Source organism: Bradyrhizobium sp. CCBAU 51627 (assembly GCF_028128765.1).
Classification (GTDB): domain Bacteria; phylum Pseudomonadota; class Alphaproteobacteria; order Rhizobiales; family Xanthobacteraceae; genus Bradyrhizobium.
This window is the reverse complement of record NZ_LBJG01000024.1, coordinates 185,871-207,734: the sequence shown is the minus strand read 5'-3', so window position 1 is coordinate 207,734 and position 21,864 is coordinate 185,871. Positions and strand designations below refer to the sequence as shown.

Sequence of the window (21,864 nt, the reverse complement as noted above, 5' to 3'; positions counted from 1 at the left end):
ATCACCGCGTCAGCTTCTTGTACTTCACGCGATGCGGGATGATGCTGTCCTGGCCGAGCCGGCGCATCTTGTCCTTTTCGTAGTCCTGGAAGTTGCCTTCGAACCATTCGACATGGCTGTCGCCTTCGAAGGCCAGGATGTGGGTCGCGATACGGTCGAGGAACCAGCGATCGTGGCTGATGATGACGGCGCAGCCGGCAAAGTCCTCCAGCGCCTCTTCGAGCGCGCGCAGCGTGTCGACGTCGAGGTCGTTGGTCGGTTCGTCGAGCAGCAGCACGTTGGCACCGGACTTCAGCATCTTGGCAAGGTGCACGCGGTTGCGCTCACCGCCGGAGAGTGCACCGACCTTCTTCTGCTGGTCCGCGCCCTTGAAGTTGAAAGCCGAGCAATAGCCGCGCGAGTTCACTTCCTTCTTGCCGAGCAGGATCAGCTCGTTGCCGCCTGAAATTTCCTCCCACACGGTCTTCTTGCCGTCGAGCGCATCGCGCGACTGGTCGACATAGCCGAGGTGAACGGTCTCGCCGACTGTGATCGTACCCGCGTCGGGCTTTTCCTGGCCGGTGATCATCCTGAACAAGGTGGTCTTGCCGGCGCCATTGGGGCCGATCACGCCGACGATGCCACCGGGCGGCAGCTTGAAGGTGAGATTGTCGATCAGGAGACGATCGCCGAAGCCTTTGCTGAGGCCTTCGAAGTCGACGACGTTGGCGCCGAGCCGCTCGGCGACCGGGATGATGATCTGCGCGGTCTGGGTCTGCTTCTCGCTCGCCTTCTTGAGCAGCTCCTCATAGCGCTGGTAGCGCGCCTTGGATTTGGCCTGCCGTGCCTTGGGCGAGGATGCCACCCATTCCTGCTCGCGGGCCAGCGTCTTCTGGTGCGCGGCGTCCTCGCGGCCCTCCTGCTCCAGCCGTTTCTGCTTCTGCACCAGCCAGGACGAGTAGTTGCCCTCGTAGGGAATACCGCGGCCGCGATCGAGCTCGAGGATCCAGCCCGTGACGTTGTCGAGAAAGTAGCGATCGTGGGTGACGATCAGGATGGCGCCGGGATAGTTGCGCAGATGGCCTTCGAGCCACGACACGGATTCGGCGTCGAGATGGTTGGTCGGCTCGTCCAGCAGCAGAAGCTCGGGCTGGTCGAGCAGCAGCCGGCACAGCGCGACGCGGCGGCGCTCGCCGCCGGAAAGCTTCGTCACATCGGCATCGTCGGGCGGACAGCGCAACGCGTCCATGGCCTGGTCGACCTTGCTGTCGAGATCCCAGAGGCCCTGGGCCTCGATCTCGTCCTGCAGCTTGGTCATTTCATCTGCAGTCTCGTCGGAATAATTGACCGCAAGCTCGTTGTAGCGATCGAGGATCGCCTTCTGCTTGGCGACGCCCTGCATGACGTTCTCACGCACGGACAGCTTGGGATCGAGCTGCGGCTCCTGCTCGAGATATCCGACGCGGGCGCCCTCGGCGACCCAGGCCTCGCCGGTGTACTCCTTGTCGAGACCGGCCATGATCTTGAGCAGGGTCGACTTACCGGAGCCGTTGACGCCGAGCACGCCGATCTTGGCGTCCGGATAGAAGCTCAGATGGATGTTATCGAGCACCTTCCGGGTCGGGTAGCTCTTGGTCAGGCCCTGCATGAAATAGATGAACTGGCGCGCCATCGGTCCCGTGAAACCTTCGATTTGAGGAAATTTGCTTGCCGCCGATGTAGCGATCCCGCCCTGAAAGGGCAATGTTTTCCGTCCGTTCACCACGGATGAATACGGAACGGACACCATCCGGCCACCGATCCGGACAATTGAAACCATCTTTTAATAAATCAGGCCAAAGCTCGCTTTCGCGCGGAAACAGCGCCACCCGCTCAGAACGATCGGGAGCACAGCGAGGCCGCATCATGGCTCTGATCGAGACCACCTCTCATCCCGTTCCGGTAGAAGCCGGACACGTCTCCGGACTCGTCGCGGAGGCCAAGGGCTTCTGGAAGCGCTTCTTCACCACTGCCTTCAGCCCCTACCGGCCCGAACTGCACTACATGCGCGGCCCCGGCCCCGCCTGGCGCGCCAAGCACGGCATGGATGCGCCGATCCGGCTCAAGCGCCGCGACCGCTGAGCGCCTTTTGCCGGATTTTTGAAGACGCAAGCTGCTTGCGCGCAGCCGTGATGCGCGCAACCATGGCCCGGTCCAACGGTGGCGCCCACGCGCGCCTTCACCCCTCGCCATGGATGAATGCTGATGAGCCGGCTGCGCTGTGCAATTCTCGACGACTATTTCAACCTCGCCCTCGACGTCGCGGACTGGATGAGACTGTCCGACCGTATCGACGTCACCGTGTTCAGCCACCCCTTCGCCTCCGAGAAGGCCGCAGCCAGCGCGCTGGCCGATTTCGACATCATCTGCGCGATGCGTGAGCGCACCGCGTTCCCCAAAGGCCTGTTCGACAAGCTGCCGAAGCTGAAGCTGCTTCTGACGTCAGGCATGCGCAACGCCGCGATCGACATGGAGGCCGCGAAGGCAAAGGGCATCGCCATCGGCGGCACGCAATATTCGCGCGACCCGACCGCGCCGCTGACCATGGGCCTGATCCTCGAACTGACTCGCGGCATCGGCCGCGAGAATGCACGCATGCATGCGGGCGAGCCGTGGCAGACCTTTGCCGGCATCGAGATCGAGGGCCTCACGCTCGGCATCGTCGGCCTCGGCAAGCTCGGCAGCAAGATGGCCGGCATTGCCAAGGCCTTCGGCATGAACGTGATCGCCTGGAGCCCGAACCTGACACCGGAGAAGTGTGCAAGCGCGGGTGTCGGCTACGCCAGCAAGGAGGAGCTGTTCACCAAGGCCGATATCGTCACCATTCATGTCGTGCTGAGCGATCGCTCGCGCGGCCTCGTCAGCCGCGCCGATCTCGCGCGGATGAAGCCGACCGCCTTCCTCGTCAACACGGCGCGCGGGCCGATCGTGGACGAGCAGGCGCTGCTCGAGGCGTTGCAACAGAAGAAGATCGCCGGCGCCGGCCTGGACGTATTCTCAGTCGAACCCCTGCCGGTGGACCATCCCTTCCGCAAGCTGGACAATCTCGTGCTGACGCCGCATCTCGGCTACGCGACCGAGGACGGCTTGCGCATCCATTACGGCCAGATGGTCGAGGCTATCGATGCCTGGACCAAAGGCAATGAATTGCCGCGCAAGCTCGCCTGAAACGACGAAGGGCGTGCCGACGACACGCCCTTCGCAATCTCAATTGTCTCGCCGCGCTTAACGCACCGTGACCGGAGCAGGCAGCGGCGGGACCACGGTCGGCTGGGTGCCCGGGACCGGGCCGGCCTGGGCGGCCATCGGAGCCGGACCGGCAGCGCCCGGCGTCGGCGCCGCGGAGGCAGTCGCCGTTCCCGGCGCCGGACCGCCGGGCAGCACCACCACGCGGGTGCCGACCTTGACGCGATCGAACAGGTCCGAGACGTCCTCGTTCAGCATGCCGATGCAGCCCGACGACACGAACTTGCCGATGGTCGAGGGCTGGTTGGTGCCGTGGATACGGTAGACGGTCGAGCCGAGATACATGGCGCGGGCGCCGAGCGGATTGCCTTCGCCGCCGGCCATGAAGCGCGGCAGATAGGGCTGACGCTCGATCATTTCCGCCGGCGGATGCCAATCAGGCCACTCGGCCTTGCGGGTGATCTTCTGCACGCCGGTCCAGGTGAAGCCGTCGCGGCCGACACGGACGCCGTAGCGGATCGCGCGGCCATTGCCGAGGACGTAGTAGAGATAGGTGTTCGGCGTATCGACCACGATGGTGCCGGCGGGCTCCTTGGTCTGGAACGCGACTTCCTGGCGGCGCAGGTTCGGCGCCAGCTGCGCGGGCGCGGCGTCGGGCTGCTCCTCAGGCGGCAGCGAAGCAACCGACATTGGCCGGCCATCGGCGCCCTGCTGCGGCGAGACCGCGCCGGTCGCGGCCGGGCCGCCGACGGCTTCCGGCGGACGCACGCCGTCGTTGGCGGGCGCCTGGCCCGGACGGTCGGCATAGATCACCGGAGGCGGAGCCGCGGGGCGGCCGTAGCGGGGATCATCGGGCGACATCACCGGCCCCTGCGGGGGGGCGGCGGAATAAACAGGCTGAGCGCCGGCCGGACGGCCATAACGGGGATCGTCCGGCGACATCACCGGGCCCTGCGGCGGGGCAGCGGAATAGACCGGGGGAGCGCCGGCCGGGCGGCCGTAGCGCGGATCGTCCGGCGACATGATCGGGCCGTTCGGCCCCGGCGGCGGCAGCGAAGCGTGCGGCGTCGCGTCGTCATCGTCTTCCAGCGCGTCGAAATTCGGCGTGCGGTCACCGGGCCGGTATTCAGCAGGGGCGCCATAGCTCGGCGCCTGCTGGACCGGATAGCTTTGGGCCTGCACAAGCGAGGTTCCCGCCGCAGCGACCGTTGCGGCAGCGCATATCGTCAGAAAATGTTTGATCATCATCGCTCTTGTGTGGTCCCGGGCCCCGTCCAAGCCGTTACCGGCCAGATGACCGAAGATAGCGGCACATTCAAGACATAACAGGTGGATCTGTGCCGGATTTTGCGATTTGTGATGCAATCGCACACAGTTGCCCCGTTGCATCACGGGGGGGGGAAATCGCATTACGCCGTAGATTACCGGTGTCCTCCACCCCGTTTTTTACGGAACGGCGCGGAGACGTTGCGATATGTTCGAATCAGCCTGATTCGCCACCGCTTTGAGCTCGAATCCCCGCGTGGCGAACGCGGCAAGCAGTACCGTCACCGCGTTCAGATGGCTCATGGGCCCTGGCCACCCGCTGCCGGGGCGGAAATTCGTAATCCGTCAATGCTTCCCGGCTTCCGCTTCCTGCTTGCCGCGATCCTGCTGTCTACCTCCATCCTGGTATTCGGCCTGGGCGCCGCCTCGCTGCTCCGGGCAAGCCACGAGCAGTATGTCAATAACCCGGCCTGGCGGAACGGCCCGCAGGAGCAGGTGTTCGCGCAAGCGCCCGAACCGGCCCAGCCGGTGCTCGCGGCGCTGCGCGTCGAGCAGGTCGCGCCGGTCGTCGATGACGCGACGCCCGCGGTGCAGGACCAGATCCCGAGCATCGCCCTGCCCGCGGTCGAGACCGATCCCGAGCAGATGGCGGCGGTGACGCTCGAATCCCAGCCCGAATCCCAGCCCGAGGTCGACGCCAAGGTCGAGGTCGCGGCGATCGCGCCGCCTGTCGAGACCGCTCCGCCCGTCACCGAAGCCCCGGCCCCTGAACCGGCCAAGATTCAGGCTGCGGATCCCGTGCCGACCGATACCCTCACCGCGGCCGATACGACCGTTTCCATCGTCGCGCCTCCGCCGGCGCCGGCCATGTCCGCCATCAACCTGCCGCGCACGATGACACCCGCGCCGGCCTCGCGCGTGAGCGACCTTGCGGCGGCAAGGGTGGCTGCGCTGAACGAGCTTGCGCCGGCGAAGCCCAAGGCCAGCAGCGCGACGCAGGAGAGCAAGCCGCGCGCACACAAGCCGAAGAAGCGTCACCGCATCGTGCGACGTCCGCCACCGCAGCAGCTGCGGCAGGCCCTCGATCCGTTCGGCCAGCCACAGCAGACGCTGGCCACAACCGCCGCCCGCACGCGCTAGTCTTACGCCGGCCCGGTCGCGATCGCCGGGCCTCCCTCCTGGCCCCATTCCGACCATGAGCCGTCATAGAGAGCGGTGTCGGCAATCCCAAGGCGATAGAGCGCGAGCGTCAGCACGCCGGCCGAGACGCCCGAGCCGCAGCTCGTGACGATCGGCGCATCGAGCTTCACGCCCGCGCCGGTGAAGGCGGCGCGCAGCTCCTCGAGCGGCTTCATCACGCCGGTCGCAGCATCGAACAGTTGATTGTAGGGCACGTTGCGCGCGCCGGGGATGTGGCCGGAGCGGATGCCCGCGCGCGGCTCGGGCGCACGGCCCTCGAAACGGTCGGCGGCACGCGCGTCGATTACCTGCTCGGCACGGCTTTCGAGATTGGCAATCAGCTGCTGCATGCTGCGCACGCGCTTCGGATCGTAGCTTGCCTTGAAGGTCGCCGGCTTCGGCTTCACCTCGCCGCTCTCGACGGGGCGCCCCTCGGCACGCCACTTCTTCAACCCGCCATTGAGGATGCGCACATTGCTGTGGCCGAAGGCCAGGAACATCCACCAGGCGCGCGGCGCGGCGACCCAGCCGCCGGCATCGTAGAGCACGACGGTGTCGGCGTTCGAGATGCCGAGATTGCCGACATCGCGGCCGAACTGCTCGGCGCTCGGATACATGTGCGGCAGCGGGTTGGAATGATCCGACACCGCATCCACGTCGAAGAACGCGGCGCCCGGCAGGTGCGCCGCGAGATAGTCATCCTTCGGCAGCGGCAGCACGCCCGGCAGCTTGAAGCTGGCGTCGAGCACCCGAACGTTGGCATCGTTGATGTGGGCGGCGAGCCATTCGGTGGAGACGAGGGGATCGGTGGCGGTCATGCTGAGATCTTTCTTGTCATTCCGAAGTTGAAGCAGTGCGCTTCAAACTCCGCTGTCATCGCCCGGCTTGACCGGGCGATCCAGTATTCCAGAGACGATTATGATTGAGCCGAGAAGCCGCGGCGCACTGGATTCCCCGCTTTCGCGGGGAATGACAGCGGAGATTGGGCGACACCGCAGCACGTATCACCCCTTCTTCTTCGGCTCCCACTTCTCCGTGGGGCCGCCGGCATCGCGCCAGGCGGCGTAGCCGCCGGCGATGTGGGCGACGGGCTTGAGGCCCATGTCCTGCGCGGTCTTGGCCGCGAGGGCGGAGCGCAGGCCGCCGGCGCAGTGGAACACGAATTTCTTGTCCTCCTGGAAGATCGGCTTGGCATACGGGCTCTGCGGATCGATCCAGAATTCCAGCATGCCGCGCGTGCAGGAGAACGCGCCGGGAATGCGGCCATCGCGCTCGATCTCGCGGGGGTCGCGGATATCGACGATGACGACATCGCCATTCTTGGAGATCTCGATGGCGTCCTTGGCGGAGAGGGTCTCGATCTCGGCATTGGCCTCGTCGATCAGCGCCTTGATGCCGCGGGTGATGTTCTGGGGCATATGGTTCTCCCTCTTGTCGTCGTTCGGGGGCGCGTGCAACTAGTGCGTCAATTCCTTCATCGCATTCTCCAGCCCCTCGATCGTGATCGGATACATGCGGTTGGCGAAGATGCGTTTGATGATGGTGGTGGATTCCGAATAATCCCAGTGCTTTTGCGCGACCGGATTGAGCCACACCGTGTGCGGATAGGTGCGGATGATGCGGTCGAGCCAGACCGAGCCCGGCTCCTCGTTGACGTGCTCGACCGAGCCGCCGGGCACCATGATCTCGTAAGGCGACATCGAGGCGTCGCCGACGAACACGACCTTGTAGTCGTGCGGGTATTTGTGCAGCACGTCCCAGGTCGGCGTGCGGTCGGTGAAGCGGCGCTTGTTCTGCTTCCACACGCCCTCATAGAGGCAGTTGTGGAAGTAGAAATACTCCATGTGCTTGAACTCGCTCTTCGCCGCCGAGAACAGCTCCTCGACCTGCTCGATATGCGAATCCATGGAGCCGCCGATGTCGAAGAACACCAGCAGCTTCACCGCATTGCGCCGCTCGGGGCGCATGTGGACGTCGAGATAGCCGTGATTGGCGGTCTCGCGAATGGTGGTGTCGAGATCGAGTTCGTCAGGCGCGCCGGTGCGCGCGAATTTGCGCAGGCGGCGCAGCGCCACCTTGATGTTGCGAATGCCGAGTTCGACATTGCCGTCGAGGTCCTTGAACTCGCGCTTGTCCCACACCTTCACGGCGCGGTTGTTGCGGTTCTTCTCCTGGCCGATGCGAACGCCTTCGGGATTGTAGCCGTGTGCTCCGAACGGCGAGGTGCCGGCGGTGCCGATCCATTTCGAGCCGCCCTGGTGCCGGCCCTTCTGCTCCTCGAGCCGCTTCTTCAACGTCTCCATGAGCTTGTCCCAGCCCATGGCCTCGATCTGCTTCTTCTCTTCCTCGCTGAGGTATTTCTCGGCGAGCTTCTTCAGCCACTCCTCGGGGATCTCCGCCTTCTCCATGGCATCGAGCAGGCTTTCCAGCCCCTTGAACACCGTGCCGAACACGCGGTCGAACTTGTCGAGGTTGCGCTCGTCCTTCACCAGCGAGGCGCGCGACAGATAGTAGAAATTCTCGACCGAATAGTCGCTGAGGTCAGCGTCGAGCGCCTCCATCAGCGTGAGGTATTCGCGCAGCGTCACGGGGACCTGCGCATCGCGCAGAGAGGTGAAGAATTGCAGGAACATGGCTGACAGATTGCCCGTCGGGGGACGGACGTCAAGGGGCGGAGACCGGCGTGGGACGCTGGACCGGCAGGCATTTTGCTCTAGAATTGACCGCCTCAAGGGGTTGTTTGGGGAACGTTTGCAATGGGAATTGTCGCAGCGCTTATCATCGGCGCGATCGCCGGCTGGCTGGCCGGCAAGATTGTCCACGGGGCGGGATTTGGCCTGATCGGCAACATCGTGGTCGGCATCATCGGCGCGCTGGTGGCGAGCTGGGTTCTGCCCCAGCTGCACATCGAGCTCGCCACCGGCACGTTCGGCGCCATCGTCGATGCGACGATCGGCGCGGTGATTGTGCTGGTCATCCTTTCGCTGATAAGACGGGTCTGAAAGCCTGACCGAACCAGGAACGGCCGCTATGCGCGGCCGTTCCCTTGTCGCGACCGGGACAATGTCCCGGCCGACGACCAACAAGGACGCGAAATGAAATTTACGGGCACCAAGGATTATGTTGCGACCGACGATCTCAAGGTCGCCGTCAACGCCTCGATCGTGCTGGAGCGCCCGCTCCTGGTGAAGGGCGAGCCCGGCACCGGCAAGACGGTGCTGGCGGAGGAAGTGGCGAAGGCGCTGAACGCGCCGCTGCTGACCTGGCACATCAAGTCCACCACCAAGGCGCAGCAGGGCCTCTACGAATACGACGCGGTGTCGCGCCTGCGGGACAGCCAGCTCGGCGACAGCAGGGTGTCCGACATCAAGAACTACATCAAGCGCGGCAAGCTGTGGGAAGCCTTCACGAGCGACCAGCGCCCGGTGCTCCTGATCGACGAGATCGACAAGGCCGACATCGAATTCCCGAACGATTTGCTGCTCGAGCTCGACCGCATGGAATTCCATGTCTACGAGACCGGTGAGACCATCAAGGCCAAGCAGCGCCCGATCATGATGATCACCTCCAACAACGAGAAGGAGCTGCCGGACGCCTTCTTGCGCCGCTGCTTCTTCCACTACATCAAATTCCCCGACGCCGACACGATGGGCCGTATCGTCGACGTCCACTTCCCCGGCATCAAGAAGCGCCTGGTCGAGGAAGCCCTGCGCATCTTCTTCGAGGTGCGCGAGGTCCCCGGCCTGAAGAAGAAGCCGTCGACCTCGGAGCTGCTGGACTGGCTCAAGCTCCTCCTCAACGAGGATATGAGCGCCGAGCAGCTGCGCGAACGCGACCCCCGCAAGCTGATCCCGCCGCTGCACGGCGCGCTGCTCAAGAACGAGCAGGACGTGCATCTGTTCGAGCGGCTGGCGTTCCTGAGCCGACGGGAAGTGTGAGGCGTCTCGTGTCCCGGACGCGCTGCAGCGTGCCACGCTGCTGCGCAGAGCCGGGACCCCAATAGAAGGCGACACGGATTACCTGGAGACATGGGCCCCGGCTCTGCAGCGCACCGCACCGGACGATGCTTCGCATCGCCGGGGCGCTGCGCTGCGTCCGGGGCACGCGAGTGGAATGTGACGCATACGCTCTCTCCTCGTCATTGCGAGCGCAGCGAAGCAATCCAGATTCCCTCCGCCGAGACAGTCTGGATTGCTTCGTCGCAAGGGCTCCTCGCAATGACGGCGCGAGGGGCGACAACATCGTCCTCCATTTCGGATTTTGAATCGCAGACACATCTCCGCATTCTCGCGGCTGATCCCGCCCGAGCTTTGCTTCATCTGTCGCTCCCTCTTTGAACAGAGGGCGCAGGGAAGGCCGGGTGCTGACTGGCACCCGCGGTCTGCTGCGCGAGATGTAGCGCAGAAAAACCGCACAGCAGCATACAGGTGTAGCCGAACACACGGCCTTCCCTGCGCAGTGGCTTGACGGCTTATGCCGCGCTCTCCCGGGAGCCGAATTCCTTCTGGCCTCCCTCGCCCCGCAGATTGGCGATGCATTTCACCCGGTTGGGCTCCCTGCACCTCCGCGAAGGCTTGACCGTAGCGACGACGGCCGGGACCACACGGTTTTGCCGTACGCGCGTTCATCGACGCCACAGGGTCCTTCGGCTGTGTGCACACGCGCCGAAGGAATGCTGGCGAGATGAACTTGACAGCGCCGCTCGTTCGCACGCGGGTTGCGAGCTCACAGGGACTACCCGCCCTGCCCGCCCCGTCTCGTGCCGACGCTGCCGCGTCCACCGCAACCCGACCCACGTTTCGAACGACAAACGAGACGCCCCTCTTCGATGGGCCGGGCTGTTTCGACTTATGCCGCAATTCCGAATTTCGGTAAAGTGGAATATTTTTGGAGGAAGGGGTTGACGGGGTGGTTGGGTGTTTTGCCCGACGGGTCGCGCGAGCGCTTGTAGGTGGGTAGAGCGCAGCGAAACCCATCAAACGCTTTCCGCGAACGCCGCAAGATGATGGGTTTCGCTGCGCTCTACCCATCCTACGAAACTGCGTCCGGGGCACGAGACCGCCCTATGCTACCGCGGTATCCGGAATCCTTGCCGCTTCCATCGGGGCCTTGCCGCGGATCAGGTCCGAGGCGCGGTCGGCGATCATCATCGTGGACGCATTCAAATTCGCCGAGATCATGCGCGGCATGACGGAGGCGTCGATGACGCGCAGGCCCTCGAGGCCGTGAACGCGGAGCTGGTCGTCGACCACCGCCCAGGTCGAGTCCGCCGGGCCCATGCGGCAGGTGCAGCCGGGGTGGAAGGTGGTGGTGCCGCGCTCGGTGGCCGCGTGCAAAAATTCGTCGTCGGAGACGACGTTGGGACCGGGAAAATCCTCGTAGGCGTAATAGGGCGAGAGCGGCGCGGACTTCAAAAGGCGGCGTGCGAGCTTCATGCCGCCGACGATGACGCGGCGATCCAGCTCGGCATCGAGATAATTGGTCTGGATGATCGGCGGCGCGAACGGATCGGCCGAGCGGATGCGGACATAGCCGCGGCTCTCCGGGCGCTGCTGCCAGGAGGCGACGGTCATGCCGGGCTCGTCCTCGAGCTGGCCCTGCACGCCTTCCTTGTAGCTCGCCGGCGTGAAGGTGAGCTGCAAATCGGAGCTTTCGGCGCTCTCGCCGGAATGCCAGAAGCAATAGACCATGGTCGGCGACAGCGAGAGCAGACCCTTGCGCTGGGTCGCCCATTTCATCGCCTCGACCCAGAGACGCCAGCCGCGGCGGAGCTCGTTGATGGTCTTGATATCCTTGACGCGCGCAACGGTGCGCGGGGCGTAGTGATCCTGCAGGCCTTCGCCGACCGGCAGCGCGTGCCGCACCGCGATGCCGTGCTGCTGCAACAGATCAGGGGAGCCGACGCCGGAGAGCTGGAGCAGCTGCGGCGAATTATAGGTGCCGCCTGAGAGGATCACTTCCTTGTTGGCGCGCACTTCGACAGGCGTGCCGCCGCGGCCGCCCTTCATGTAGCGCACGCCGACGGCGCGCTTGCCCTCGAAGATGATCTCGGTCGCATGCGCATGGGTGTGGACATGCACGTTCGGCCGCTTCATCGCCGGCTTGAGGAACGCCGTGGCGCCGGAGACGCGCAGGCCGTTGTTGATGGTGCGTTGGCAGTAGGAGACGCCCTCTTGCGTCTTGCCGTTGTAATCGGGATTGCGCGGGATGCCGAGCGAGACCGCGCCCTCCATGAAGGCCTCGCAGAGCGGATCGCGCCAGTCCATCGTGGTGACGGTGAGGCTGCCCTCGCGGCCGCGATAGAGCGCCTCGCCCTCGCCGACCCGCTTCTCCAGGCGCCGGAAGTAGGGCAGCACGTCGGCATAGCCCCAGCCGCGATTGCCCATCTGCGCCCAGGTGTCGAAGTCCATGCGCTGGCCGCGATTGTAGATGTGGCCGTTGATCGAGGACGAGCCGCCCAGCGTCTTGCCGCGCGGCGCGTAGATGCTGCGGCCGCCGGTGTAAGGGCCCGGCTCCTGCTGGTAGGCCCAGTTGATGCTCTTCATGTGGAAGGTCTTGATGAAACCCGCCGGCAGATGGATGTAGGGGTGCCAGTCGGACGGCCCCGCCTCCAGCACGCAGACGCTGACATCAGGATCTTCGCTGAGTCGGCTGGCGAGGATGCAGCCGGCGGAGCCAGCGCCGATGATGACGTAGTCAAATCTATCCATGGTGCCTCGGCCGCCCCTAGCGCGGCTTGTCGTTGAGTTGATATTCCAGATGCGCCTTCACCGTCGGCCATTCGGCGGCGGTGATGCTGTAGACGACGGTGTCGCGCAGCGTGCCGTTCGGCGCGACCTGGTGGCTGCGCAGAATGCCGTCCTGCTTGGCGCCGAGGCGCTCGATGGCGCGGCGGCTCTGGTGGTTGAAGAAATGCGTGCGGAATTCCACCGCGATGCAGTTCAGCGTCTCGAAGGCGTGCCGCAGCAGCAGCAATTTGCACTGGGTGTTGAGCGGGCCGCGCTGGGCGCTCTTGCCATACCAGGTCGAGCCGATCTCGACGCGGCGATTGGCGGCATCGATGTTCATGTAGGTGGTCATGCCGACGATGCCGCCGCCGGCATCGAACACGGTGAACGGCAGCATCGAGCCCGCAGCCTGCAGCCCCAGGCGGCGGTCGATCTCCTTGCCCATGTTCTCCGGCAGCGGGATCGCGGTGTACCAGAGCTTTGACAGCTCGCCGTCTTTCACCGCCTCGGTCAGCCCCGGAAGATGCTGTTTCGACAGCGGCTCGAGACGGGCGTGCTGTCCGCGCAGGGTGATGGGATCAGGCCAGGGCATTGAAGTCTCTCTCCGTTGTCATTGCGAGGAGCTCGTGACAAAATTGCAAGCAATTTTGCACTGAAGCGACGAAGCAATCCAGACTGTCACCGCGGACGCATTCCCGGATTGCTTCGCTTCGCTCGCGATGACGGTAACTAGCACCGTTTATTTGTTTAGGAAATTGAGCGGCAAACCGCTGCGCGGCCAGTCCATGGCGATGAGCTCGCCCTTGCCCGACAGCGTGATGTAGGCGGTCTTCAGCTCGGGGCCGCCGAAGGCGATATTGGTGGTGACGCGGTCGCCGGTCGGGACCTGCTCGACCAGGGTGCCGTCGGGCGCGATCACCGAGATGCAGCCGGAGACGAGCGTGGCGACGCAGACATTGCCGTTCGCCTCGACCGCAAGCGAGTCGAACATCTGGTAGCCGCCGAGCCCGCAGATCGGCTTGCCCCGCTCCCCGCGATAGATCACGTCGCGCGGCTTCAGCGTGCCGGGCGCGGAAAGCTCATAGGCCCACAGTCGGCCGGTCGGCGTCTCCGCGATATAGACGGTGTTCTCGTCCGGCGACAGCCCGATGCCATTGGCCGGCAATATGCCGTGCACGACCTCGACGATCTCGGTCATGCCGGGCTTGAGATAGTACATGCCGCCGACATCCATCTCGCGCGCGCGGCGCTTGCCGAGATCGGAGAACCACAGGCCGCCCTGCTTGTCGAACACGAGATCGTTCGGCCCGCGCAGATCGTGCTCGCCGCACTTGGTCACGATCGTCTCGACCTTGCCGGATTGCAAATCGACACGCTGGATCGAGCCGCCGAGATAATCCTCGGGCTGCGGACCCGGCATGATCATGTTGCGGGTCGGGATCCAGGAGAAGCCGCCATTGTTGCAGATGTAGATCTTGCCGTCGGGACCGAGCGCTGCGCCGTTTGGTCCGCCCGGCACCTTCGCGACGATCTCCTTGCGACCGTCGGGGTAAACGCGGGTCAGGCGCTGTCCCCGGATTTCCACCAGCACCACGGAACCATCGGGCATCACGACCGGCCCTTCGGGAAACTCGAGGTCGGTCGCGAGAACGCGGACGTTGGGCGTGGCAGTGGACATTTGGGGCCCTCCCGGCTTGCTTGTTATGGCTTGCGCGGGATGTCCGGCACGGGCCCCGCTGGCAAGGTTTGCCAGCGGTTATGACAAAGTCGCTTCCGCTTGCCAAGCAAGCGGGCGCAATGCTGCGTTGCGCGCTACTCCCGCACCGGTATCCAGATTTCAAGCCCGCCATTGCCGGTGACAGGGTCGAACGTCTCGTCGTAGCGCTCGAAGTTCGGCGCGTCCGCGGCCTTCAGGCGGGAAGCCGGCAGCCATTGATTCCAGATCGCGCTGACGGTGCGACGGATCGAGGAGATATGTTCGGTGTGGGTGAACACCGCATAGCGCTGCTCGGGAATGCGGATGCGGCCGAAGCGGCGCGGCAGATCGGAGAAATCGGCGACCTCGACGCCCGCGATGTAATCGAGATTTCCGGCATCGTCGCCGTTGCAGCAGACGCCGTAGGCGAGGTTGCCGACGCGTGCGGGGATATCGGCGACCTCCTGGTGGAAGCGCTGCCACAGGCCGGGAATGGCCGCGCCGTTGTCGCAGGAGATGCGCTCGGCGGGACCGGCAACGAGAAAAGCCTTGGCGGTTTCGAAACGCGGGGCCTTGAGATTGTCTGACATGGTGGAGTCCATGAGGATCGGCTCCTGCAGCTTGAGATGGTCGGTGCATTTCGCGGCCCTGACCGCTTCGGGCGTGGTGCCGAACTGGTCGCGGAACGCGCGGGTGAATGCTTCGTGCGAGCCGTAATCCGCCTCCAGCGCGATGCTAAGGATGTCCGGCGCGCCCTTGGCAAGGCTGCGCGCAGCCTCGCTCAGCCGCCGTGCGCGCGCGTAACGCATCATCGGCAAGCCAATGGCTGCGGCAAACGCACGCACGATGTGGAACCGTGACACGCCTGAAATCGCGGCGATCTCGTCGAGCGTCATCGGCTCGGCCAGATGGCTCTCGATGTACCAGAGTGCGCGCTGGGCTGGGTTCATGATCCAAGGCTCTCGTTCGAAGCGGGGATAGTTTAAGCGAACACGAGGCACGCCGCTTGATCGCCATTGCTCTCGTGCCCCGGGCGCTGCGCAGCACGTTAGTGATGCGCTGCAGAACCGGGGCCCATCTCACTATGTCACGAGCGGCCCCTCCGGCTCTGCGTCGCGTCATTGCATGCCGCGCCGCGTCCGGGACACGGCGCCGCCTACTTCGCCGCATCCTTTGGCGGCGGCGCATCCTGTTTCTTCTTCAGATCGTCGGCCTGCTTCGCTTGCGCCGCCTGGAGATCGCCGATGGTCTTCTGCAGGCCTGCGAGCGTCACCTTCAGGGCGTCGATCTGCCTGGCTGCGGCATCCAGCTTCTGCTGGTGATCGAGATTGAGCTTGGTGATGGTCTTCTGGAGAAACTCGACATTGCTCTGCAGGCAACTGGTGCGCCGCTCCATCGTCTTCTCGACCGTGCAGATCTCGATGCCGGGGACGTCCTGCGCCAGTACCGGCGCGTGCACGACGAACGGTAGCACAACGAAACAAACGGCAACGATCCGGCGCGGCATTAAAGGTTCCTCATCAAATCGATCACGGCAATGTGCGCCGATTGCGCACAGCCGCCAAGGGCTACCACACTCGTACCGCATTCTCGCGTTGAGCTTGGCGTGTTCCCTGGGACAGGGAGCGGTAAACCGCGCGCGGAAGAAGTGGGCGTTCTTTCCGCGGCTTTGATTAGGGGAGATTTTTGGAATGGCAACGCGCGAAAGACGTCTGGCGGAATTCGATGGCGCCGGAGAACCACCGCCCGGGCTGCCGCTGGAAGTACTGTGCGAGGACCATAGCGGGACGTACCAATTGCCGTTCGCCTGCCGCTATGTCGAGGGACGCTGGCAGAACCACGAGGCCGGCATCGCGGTGGAGGCCACCGTCATCGGCTGGCGCGTGCCGCGCGTGAAGCATTCAGGGGCGGCCTGACGGCGTGCGTCTGTGCCAAAATGCAACGGGGCCGCGTCTCCAGCTTAACGAACGGAACGCGGCCTGAACGAATCACGTCCGAATCAGCCTGAGGGCGTCGTACGCGGCTGTTCACGGCTAGATGTCGGCAAGCCGCCGCCGTCACGCACAAGATCTGCGCAACGCGACTGCTGCCCAACCCCGAGAGCTGGCCTCAAAAGTTAACGATGGCAATGGTGTAGCGGCCGGCCAGGACCGTCGCTGGCCCCGCTCTGGAAACAGGCAGCTACCTGCGGGCCCTGCCTAATATTCGACCTCGAGCTCCTCGATCTCGGCCGGCTCCTCCCTCGCCGCCGCGATCCACTCCTTCATCTCCGGCATGTCCATGATGGTGTCGGCATAGGCGTTCAGCCGCGGCTCGAGCTTGACGTCATAGGTGACGAAGCGCGTCACCACGGGGGCGTACATCGCGTCCGCCATGGTGCGCTTGTCGCCGAACAGGAACGGGCCGCCTGACTTCTCCAGGCAGTCGCGCCAGATGAACCAGACGCGGTCGATATCGGCTTGCGCACGCGACCAGATCTTGAAGCCGGGAAAATGCCCCTTCAGATTGACCGGCAGCGAGGCGCGCAGCGTGGTGAAGCCCGAATGGATTTCGCCTGAGATCGAGCGGCAATGCGCACGCTGGACGCGGTCGTCGGGCAGCAGGCCGGCCGAGGGCATCACCTCGTTGAGATATTCGGCGATGGCGAGCGTATCCCAGACGGTGGCGCCCTCGTGCCGCAGGCAGGGCACCAGGATCGACGACGACAGCAGCAGGATCTCGGCGCGCGCGGAAGGATCGTCCGGCGCGGTGACGATCTCCTCGAAATCGAGCCCGGAAAATTTCGTCAGCAGCCAGCCACGCAGCGACCAGGACGAGTAGTTCTTGCTGCTGATGGTCAGTGTCGCCTTCGCCATCGGGCTCTTCCCTCACGTTTTCCGGCCCAACGAGCAGCAAGCGACGTGCCAATTCGAGGACGCTCCATCTCCCGTCTGGCTCCGATATTGCATGACGGCAGGGGACAGGTGGGCGCTTCCGTATGATGTCGATGTATTATCAGGCTTTTCAGAACCAGATGGACCTGACCGCGCCATTTCGGGCGGGCGCCTCGTCCGCGCTGAAATTCCTCAATCTGGTCCCACAGGGCATGTCGGACCAGGTCGTCGGTCGGCTCTCGGCGGCACTGGAGCTGATCTCGCGCTCCACCCTCACCTATGACCGTCCGGCCTATGGCATCGAGAGCGTGATGGTGGGCAATCGCGAGGTCGGCGTCAGCGAGGAGATCGCCTACGCGACGCCGTTCGGCTCGCTGCTGCACTTCAGGAAACACGGCGTGACCGAGCAGCCGCGCATGCTGCTGGTGGCCCCGATGTCCGGCCATTTCGCAACGCTGTTGCGCGGCACCGTGAAGACGCTGCTGCAGGACCACGACGTCTACATCACCGACTGGCACAATCCGCGCGACATTCCGCGCAGCGAAGGCCGCTTCGGGCTCGACGACTACACCGAGCATCTGATCGACTTCCTCGGCCAGCTCGGCCCTCGCCCGCACATGGTCGCGATCTGCCAGCCGTCGGTCTCGGCGCTCGCAGCCGCCGCGATCATGTGCGAGGGCAACCATCCCTCGCGGCCGGCGACGCTGACGTTGATGGCGGGGCCGATCGACACGCGGATCCAGCCGACCAAGGTCAATGAATTCGCCAAGAGCAAGCCGATCGAATGGTTCGAGCGCAACCTGATCAATTACGTGCCGGTGCAGTGCCGCGGCGCGTTCCGGAAAGTCTATCCCGGCTTCGTGCAGCTCACCGCCTTCGTCTCGATGAATCTCGAGCGCCACATCAAGCAGCACATGGATCTCGCCAACCACATCGCCAAGGGCGAGACGGAGAAGGCCGCGACCATCAAGACCTTCTACGACGAATATTTCGCCGTGATGGATCTGCCGGCCGAGTTCTACATCGAGACCGTGCGCGACGTGTTTCAGGAGCACCTCTTGCCGCTCGGCAAGCTGATGCATCGCGGCCGCCCGGTGGACACCAAGGCCGTCAGCCGCATGGGGTTGATGACCGTCGAGGGCGAGAAGGACGACATCTGCTCGATCGGGCAGACGCTGGCCGCGCAAGACCTCTGCACCGGCGTGCGCGCCTATCGCCGCGTCCATCACATGCAGGCCGGCGTCGGCCACTACGGCGTGTTCTCGGGAAAACGCTGGAACAACGAGATCTACCCGCTGCTGCGGGATTTCGTGCACGTGAATTCGTGACCATCATTCCCAGCCGCCAAGACGGCCTGCCAGGGAAACGACGCGTGCCTAATGCTCTTGCGTGAGCAGCTCTTTCGCTTCCACGAGCTCAGGAAGGCCGTGCTCTGCTTCGAATTGAGCGAGCACGGGCGCGAGCACTTCGGATGCCTCACCTGCCCGGCCATTTGCCTTGTGCAGGCGGGCAAGTCCAATCGCACTGCGCAGCTCGAAGGTCTTCGTCTGCTGGTGTCGCGCGATCTCGATCGATCGCTTGAGGTCGTCTTCGGCGCTGGATTCGTTTGAAGAACCATAGCGCAACAAAAGTCTTCCGCGGACACGATGCAGCTCGGCATCAAGCCAATGCTGGCCGGACTGTGCGGTCCGGTCGATCACGTCGTTCAGGATTTCCAGCGCCGCTCCGACCCCGCCCACCTCTGCATTCGCCACGGCGACGTGCATCCCCCAAAATGGTTCGCAGAGGTAACAATCGTTCTCGTGCAGCAAAGTCCAGCCGTGACGCATGTCCGCCAGTCCGGCCATTCGGTCGCCGGCACGCCACCTGGCGAGGCCATTCAGGTAGGTGCCCGCGGCCACATACAGCGGCATCGTGTGGTCGCGCGCGAGACCGAGCGCCAGGATCGTCTCTGTTTGCTGCAACATGCCGCCGCAGACCCCATCGAACACGGCGCGATGAACCAGCGCGTTGGCCCGGGAAAGCGCCCGGGTCTCCCCCGGGGCACCCACCGCTTCGGCGGCGAGCTTGCGTGCGCGAGCCGTAATTCCGAGCGGCCACAGCACCAGGGCAAGGAATCTCATGATCACAAACGGAAGATCCAACGCCGAGGCTCGGAATGTCGCGGGATCCGGTTCGGCACCATAGATGGCCAGCGCCTGCTCAAGATGCGTTCGCGCATTCACGTATTTGCCGCCGAACCAGCAGGTGACGCCGTCCGTCCAATGGGCAACTACAGCCGCCACCGACGAGTCCGGTCGTCGGTCAGCGGCGCTCCTGATGGTATCCACCAGCTCCCGCATCGGAGCGAATTCGCCATGCGTCAGGCAGGCATTGAAGAGGCCCGAATGAACCGGCGCAAGTTCAACGGGATCATCAATGTCGGCGGCGAACTGGCGCGCACGCGTCCATGCCGAGATCGTTTCGGGAGCGCTGTGCCCGAGGCTCCCCCTGAGTGCACGGCCATATGAGATTTGAAGATGTAGCCTGGTCATCATCCGGCGGGGCTCGTCAGGCAGCTCGTCAGCGATCGCAACGGCCTTGCCTAGATGAGCGACCGCCTCGGAATAGGCAGAGCGTTTCAGCGCCTGCTGGCCCGCCTTGCGCCACCATTCGAGGGCGACCTCGCTCACCCCCGCCTCACTGAAGTGACGCGCCAGAACTTCCGGCTCGGTCTCTGCCACAACGGGAAACTTCTCACGCAGGACCTCGCCAATTCTCGTGTGAAGCAGCTGCCGTTTGCTCTTGAGCAGACTCTCATAGGCCGCTTCCTGAACAAGGGCATGCTTGAAACTATAGTTTGCATCGGGCGGAGATCCACGGCGCAGCAGCAGTTCGGCCTCTTCAAGTTGTTCCAGCGCAGCACTCAGCGTCAGATCATCGCGTCCCGCCACGTATTTCAACAGCGCGTATGAAAAGTCGCGGCCGATGGCGGCGCCGATCTGCGCCACCTCCTTGACTGGAGCGAGCCGGTCGAGTCGCGCCATCAGCGAGTCTTGTAGCGTGGCGGGAATAGCGAGCGGCGGGAGCGGACTATTCAGGCGATAGCGCCCGGCATCTTCAACCAGCAGGCCGGACTCCAGCACCATCTTGGTCAGCTCCTCGACGAATAGCGGGACGCCATCCGTCCTGTCGATGATCTGCTTCATCATCTCGCGCGGCAGCTGGCGGCCGACAACCACCTGTTCCACCAGCGCGCGAGTGTCCTGCCGATCGAGCCGGTCGAGCCGCAGCAGGCTGACGTTGGCAAGGCCCGACCAGGAAGGCTCGAATTCCGGCCGGGATGTCATGAGCACGAGGATCGGCAGCGCCCTGATCCGATCGACCGCGAGATCAAACAGCTCGAGAGTCGTGGCATCGGCCCAATGCAAATCCTCGCAGATGATAAGTAGAGGCTGACCTCGCGCCAACCCTTCAAGCTGATCGAGAAGGGCGGCAAATGTCTGTCGCCGCTGCTGCGCCGGACTTAAGCCAAGCGGCGGGCAACGGTCGCCGGTCGGAATCGAAAGCAGAGCCGCAATGAGCGGTGTCGCCCGAGCGACCTGCCGCGTTCCAAGCGCCAGCATGGCCTCGAGCTTGTCGAGCCTTTGTTCCGGCGTGTCGTGCGAGCGGATTCCGGCGGCGCGTTCGAGCTGCGCGACGAACGGGTGAAGCGCGCTGTTTGTATGGTAAGGCGAACACTGATACCGAACCCGACGATGCTTCCCCAACGAGGGACTTTCGGACAGCGTTGCGACGATGCGAGACTTGCCGATGCCCGCTTCGCCGGAAATCAGTACGATCTGGCCCTGGCCCTGCCATGCCTCCCGCTGGCGCGAGAGGATGAATTCGATCTCATCCTTGCGGCCGACAAAGCCGATCGAGCGCGCGGCACGGACCGCTTCGAAGCGGCTCTCGGATGCGGTCGCTCCCTCCACCGCCCACACCGCGATGGGCTCGCCTATCCCCTTGACTTCACGGCGGCCTAGATTGCGAAAAGTGAAGAGATCCCCAAGCAGCCGGCGAGTGGATGACGCAACGACGACCACCCCCGGCTCGGCAAGGCTCTGAAGCCGCGCAGCGAGGTTCGGCGTGTCGCCGATGGTCGCGTTCTCCTCTGACGCATCTCCGCTGATGAGATCGCCCACCACCACAAGCCCGGTCGCAATTGCGATCCGCAGCTCGACCCGTTCGCCGGCGCCTGTCTTGAGCTGACGAATTGCGGAGATTATGTCGAGACCGGTGCGCACTGCGCGCTCCGCATCGTCTTCGTGGGCTCGCGGATAGCCGAAATAGACCAGTATTCCGTCACCGACGAACCTGACTATCCTTCCGTCATAAGCGGCAACGACGCGCGCGCACGCCGCGCGGTAGGTCCGGATCACTTCCCACATATCCTCGGGATCGAGACGCGCCGAGAGCGCAGTCGAGCCGACCAGATCGCAGAACATGATGGTGAGGTGGCGCCGCTCGGCGTCGTGAGCGGGAGCCGGCGATGCGATCAATGCGGCCGGATCGAGATCGGCGATGGCACGCAGCATTTTGCGGCGATGACCGAGCAGGACCCCAAGCTTGTCAAAATCCTCGTCCATCAGCTCGGGGAGGACGTCCACATCGATCCCATTCTGGGCAAAACGCTCCGCGTATTGCCCAAGCCCCAGCTTCCCGAGCCACTCCGCAATCTGCATGGCTCACCCATCTCATGGCTGGCGATTAGCAGACACTTGGACCACGGCCGCGCCGAGACAATATGCCAACGGCACTATGATGGCACGCCTTGTTTTGTTTTGCGAAAATTAGGTTACTCGTTACCGATGACGCTTCCGTCGAGACGCGGCTCGATGCGAACGGCTGCGCGACCAACATTGCTGGCGCGCAGCGTTTGACGGCAGGGGTTGCG

At 64.3% G+C, this 21,864-nt stretch carries 19 protein-coding genes; 7 read left to right on the top strand and 12 right to left on the bottom strand.

The features are described 5' to 3' along the window. Window position 1: 1 nt before the first annotated feature. Window positions 2-1,651 carry an energy-dependent translational throttle protein EttA gene (gene ettA / locus XH88_RS15875; protein ID WP_271669235.1) on the bottom strand — a complete coding sequence of 550 codons (1,650 nt, stop codon included), beginning with the start codon at window positions 1,649-1,651 and terminating at the stop codon, window positions 2-4. A 233-nt stretch (window positions 1,652-1,884) separates the two neighbouring features. Here ettA and XH88_RS15870 point away from each other — a divergent pair, with 233 nt between their 5' ends. Continuing rightward, a complete protein-coding gene (locus XH88_RS15870) occupies window positions 1,885-2,100 on the top strand; it encodes a hypothetical protein (protein ID WP_271669234.1) in 216 nt (71 codons plus the stop codon). A 123-nt stretch (window positions 2,101-2,223) separates the two neighbouring features. Beyond that, window positions 2,224-3,186, top strand: coding sequence for a D-2-hydroxyacid dehydrogenase family protein (locus XH88_RS15865; RefSeq protein WP_271669233.1), 963 nt, complete (start codon window positions 2,224-2,226; stop codon window positions 3,184-3,186). 57 nt (window positions 3,187-3,243) lie between these two features. On the opposite strand, the gene XH88_RS15860 is transcribed toward XH88_RS15865, so the two are convergent. Next, on the bottom strand, window positions 3,244-4,449 hold the full coding sequence (locus XH88_RS15860) for a L,D-transpeptidase family protein (RefSeq protein ID WP_271669232.1): 1,206 nt from the start codon (window positions 4,447-4,449) through the stop codon (window positions 3,244-3,246). A gap of 369 nt (window positions 4,450-4,818) precedes the next feature. Between XH88_RS15860 and XH88_RS15855 the strand changes: the two genes are divergently transcribed. Next, a complete protein-coding gene (locus XH88_RS15855; protein ID WP_271669231.1) occupies window positions 4,819-5,610 on the top strand; it encodes a hypothetical protein in 792 nt (263 codons plus the stop codon). Between the two features lie 2 nt (window positions 5,611-5,612). On the opposite strand, the gene sseA is transcribed toward XH88_RS15855, so the two are convergent. The 3 genes from sseA to XH88_RS15840 all read right to left on the bottom strand — a co-directional run bounded on the left by sseA (window position 5,613) and on the right by XH88_RS15840 (window position 8,282). Next, complete coding sequence (sseA, locus tag XH88_RS15850) at window positions 5,613-6,467, bottom strand: 3-mercaptopyruvate sulfurtransferase (RefSeq protein WP_271669230.1); 855 nt, start codon at window positions 6,465-6,467, stop codon at window positions 5,613-5,615. Between the two features lie 186 nt (window positions 6,468-6,653). Further along, window positions 6,654-7,067, bottom strand: coding sequence for a rhodanese-like domain-containing protein (locus tag XH88_RS15845; protein ID WP_092297737.1), 414 nt, complete (start codon window positions 7,065-7,067; stop codon window positions 6,654-6,656). 39 nt (window positions 7,068-7,106) lie between these two features. Further along, window positions 7,107-8,282, bottom strand: a complete 1,176-nt coding sequence (locus XH88_RS15840; RefSeq protein ID WP_057754158.1) for a vWA domain-containing protein — start codon at window positions 8,280-8,282, stop codon at window positions 7,107-7,109. Window positions 8,283-8,405: 123 nt separating this feature from the next. Between XH88_RS15840 and XH88_RS15835 the strand changes: the two genes are divergently transcribed. Then, window positions 8,406-8,651 (top strand): GlsB/YeaQ/YmgE family stress response membrane protein, encoded by a 246-nt coding sequence (locus XH88_RS15835; protein WP_271669229.1) that lies wholly within the window; start codon window positions 8,406-8,408, stop codon window positions 8,649-8,651. 93 nt (window positions 8,652-8,744) lie between these two features. After that, window positions 8,745-9,587: an AAA family ATPase gene (locus tag XH88_RS15830; protein WP_271669228.1), complete on the top strand. Its 843-nt coding sequence runs from the start codon at window positions 8,745-8,747 to the stop codon at window positions 9,585-9,587. Between the two features lie 1,125 nt (window positions 9,588-10,712). On the opposite strand, the gene XH88_RS15825 is transcribed toward XH88_RS15830, so the two are convergent. The 5 genes from XH88_RS15825 to XH88_RS15805 form a co-directional block, all read right to left on the bottom strand. Continuing rightward, window positions 10,713-12,359, bottom strand: coding sequence for a GMC family oxidoreductase (locus tag XH88_RS15825; RefSeq protein WP_271669227.1), 1,647 nt, complete (start codon window positions 12,357-12,359; stop codon window positions 10,713-10,715). 16 nt (window positions 12,360-12,375) lie between these two features. Then, window positions 12,376-12,969 carry a GNAT family N-acetyltransferase gene (locus tag XH88_RS15820; RefSeq protein ID WP_271669226.1) on the bottom strand — a complete coding sequence of 198 codons (594 nt, stop codon included), beginning with the start codon at window positions 12,967-12,969 and terminating at the stop codon, window positions 12,376-12,378. 147 nt (window positions 12,970-13,116) lie between these two features. Then, window positions 13,117-14,055, bottom strand: a complete 939-nt coding sequence (locus XH88_RS15815) for an SMP-30/gluconolactonase/LRE family protein (protein WP_271669225.1) — start codon at window positions 14,053-14,055, stop codon at window positions 13,117-13,119. A gap of 134 nt (window positions 14,056-14,189) precedes the next feature. Next, a complete protein-coding gene (locus XH88_RS15810; protein WP_271669224.1) occupies window positions 14,190-15,023 on the bottom strand; it encodes an AraC family transcriptional regulator in 834 nt (277 codons plus the stop codon). A 206-nt stretch (window positions 15,024-15,229) separates the two neighbouring features. Beyond that, window positions 15,230-15,580, bottom strand: coding sequence for a hypothetical protein (locus XH88_RS15805; protein WP_271669223.1), 351 nt, complete (start codon window positions 15,578-15,580; stop codon window positions 15,230-15,232). 184 nt (window positions 15,581-15,764) lie between these two features. Between XH88_RS15805 and XH88_RS15800 the strand changes: the two genes are divergently transcribed. Further along, entirely contained in the window at window positions 15,765-15,989 is a 225-nt protein-coding gene (locus XH88_RS15800; RefSeq protein ID WP_271669222.1) for a hypothetical protein, read from the top strand. 282 nt (window positions 15,990-16,271) lie between these two features. On the opposite strand, the gene XH88_RS15795 is transcribed toward XH88_RS15800, so the two are convergent. After that, entirely contained in the window at window positions 16,272-16,928 is a 657-nt protein-coding gene (locus XH88_RS15795; protein ID WP_271669221.1) for a glutathione S-transferase family protein, read from the bottom strand. A 122-nt stretch (window positions 16,929-17,050) separates the two neighbouring features. On the opposite strand from XH88_RS15795, the gene XH88_RS15790 reads away from it, so the two are divergent. Continuing rightward, window positions 17,051-18,274, top strand: coding sequence for a polyhydroxyalkanoate depolymerase (locus XH88_RS15790; RefSeq protein WP_271669220.1), 1,224 nt, complete (start codon window positions 17,051-17,053; stop codon window positions 18,272-18,274). A gap of 48 nt (window positions 18,275-18,322) precedes the next feature. Here XH88_RS15790 and XH88_RS15785 read toward each other — a convergent pair whose 3' ends face one another. Next, window positions 18,323-21,652 (bottom strand): adenylate/guanylate cyclase domain-containing protein, encoded by a 3,330-nt coding sequence (locus XH88_RS15785; protein WP_271669219.1) that lies wholly within the window; start codon window positions 21,650-21,652, stop codon window positions 18,323-18,325. Window positions 21,653-21,864 lie beyond the last annotated feature (212 nt).

Coding starts and splice junctions, on each gene's coding strand:
- ettA (WP_271669235.1), bottom strand. CDS start 1,651: ATGGCGCGCCAGTTCATCTATTTCATGCAGGGCCTGACCAAGAGCTAC.
- XH88_RS15870 (WP_271669234.1), top strand. CDS start 1,885: ATGGCTCTGATCGAGACCACCTCTCATCCCGTTCCGGTAGAAGCCGGA.
- XH88_RS15865 (WP_271669233.1), top strand. CDS start 2,224: ATGAGCCGGCTGCGCTGTGCAATTCTCGACGACTATTTCAACCTCGCC.
- XH88_RS15860 (WP_271669232.1), bottom strand. CDS start 4,449: ATGATCAAACATTTTCTGACGATATGCGCTGCCGCAACGGTCGCTGCG.
- XH88_RS15855 (WP_271669231.1), top strand. CDS start 4,819: ATGCTTCCCGGCTTCCGCTTCCTGCTTGCCGCGATCCTGCTGTCTACC.
- sseA (WP_271669230.1), bottom strand. CDS start 6,467: ATGACCGCCACCGATCCCCTCGTCTCCACCGAATGGCTCGCCGCCCAC.
- XH88_RS15845 (WP_092297737.1), bottom strand. CDS start 7,067: ATGCCCCAGAACATCACCCGCGGCATCAAGGCGCTGATCGACGAGGCC.
- XH88_RS15840 (WP_057754158.1), bottom strand. CDS start 8,282: ATGTTCCTGCAATTCTTCACCTCTCTGCGCGATGCGCAGGTCCCCGTG.
- XH88_RS15835 (WP_271669229.1), top strand. CDS start 8,406: ATGGGAATTGTCGCAGCGCTTATCATCGGCGCGATCGCCGGCTGGCTG.
- XH88_RS15830 (WP_271669228.1), top strand. CDS start 8,745: ATGAAATTTACGGGCACCAAGGATTATGTTGCGACCGACGATCTCAAG.
- XH88_RS15825 (WP_271669227.1), bottom strand. CDS start 12,359: ATGGATAGATTTGACTACGTCATCATCGGCGCTGGCTCCGCCGGCTGC.
- XH88_RS15820 (WP_271669226.1), bottom strand. CDS start 12,969: ATGCCCTGGCCTGATCCCATCACCCTGCGCGGACAGCACGCCCGTCTC.
- XH88_RS15815 (WP_271669225.1), bottom strand. CDS start 14,055: ATGTCCACTGCCACGCCCAACGTCCGCGTTCTCGCGACCGACCTCGAG.
- XH88_RS15810 (WP_271669224.1), bottom strand. CDS start 15,023: ATGAACCCAGCCCAGCGCGCACTCTGGTACATCGAGAGCCATCTGGCC.
- XH88_RS15805 (WP_271669223.1), bottom strand. CDS start 15,580: ATGCCGCGCCGGATCGTTGCCGTTTGTTTCGTTGTGCTACCGTTCGTC.
- XH88_RS15800 (WP_271669222.1), top strand. CDS start 15,765: ATGGCAACGCGCGAAAGACGTCTGGCGGAATTCGATGGCGCCGGAGAA.
- XH88_RS15795 (WP_271669221.1), bottom strand. CDS start 16,928: ATGGCGAAGGCGACACTGACCATCAGCAGCAAGAACTACTCGTCCTGG.
- XH88_RS15790 (WP_271669220.1), top strand. CDS start 17,051: ATGATGTCGATGTATTATCAGGCTTTTCAGAACCAGATGGACCTGACC.
- XH88_RS15785 (WP_271669219.1), bottom strand. CDS start 21,652: ATGCAGATTGCGGAGTGGCTCGGGAAGCTGGGGCTTGGGCAATACGCG.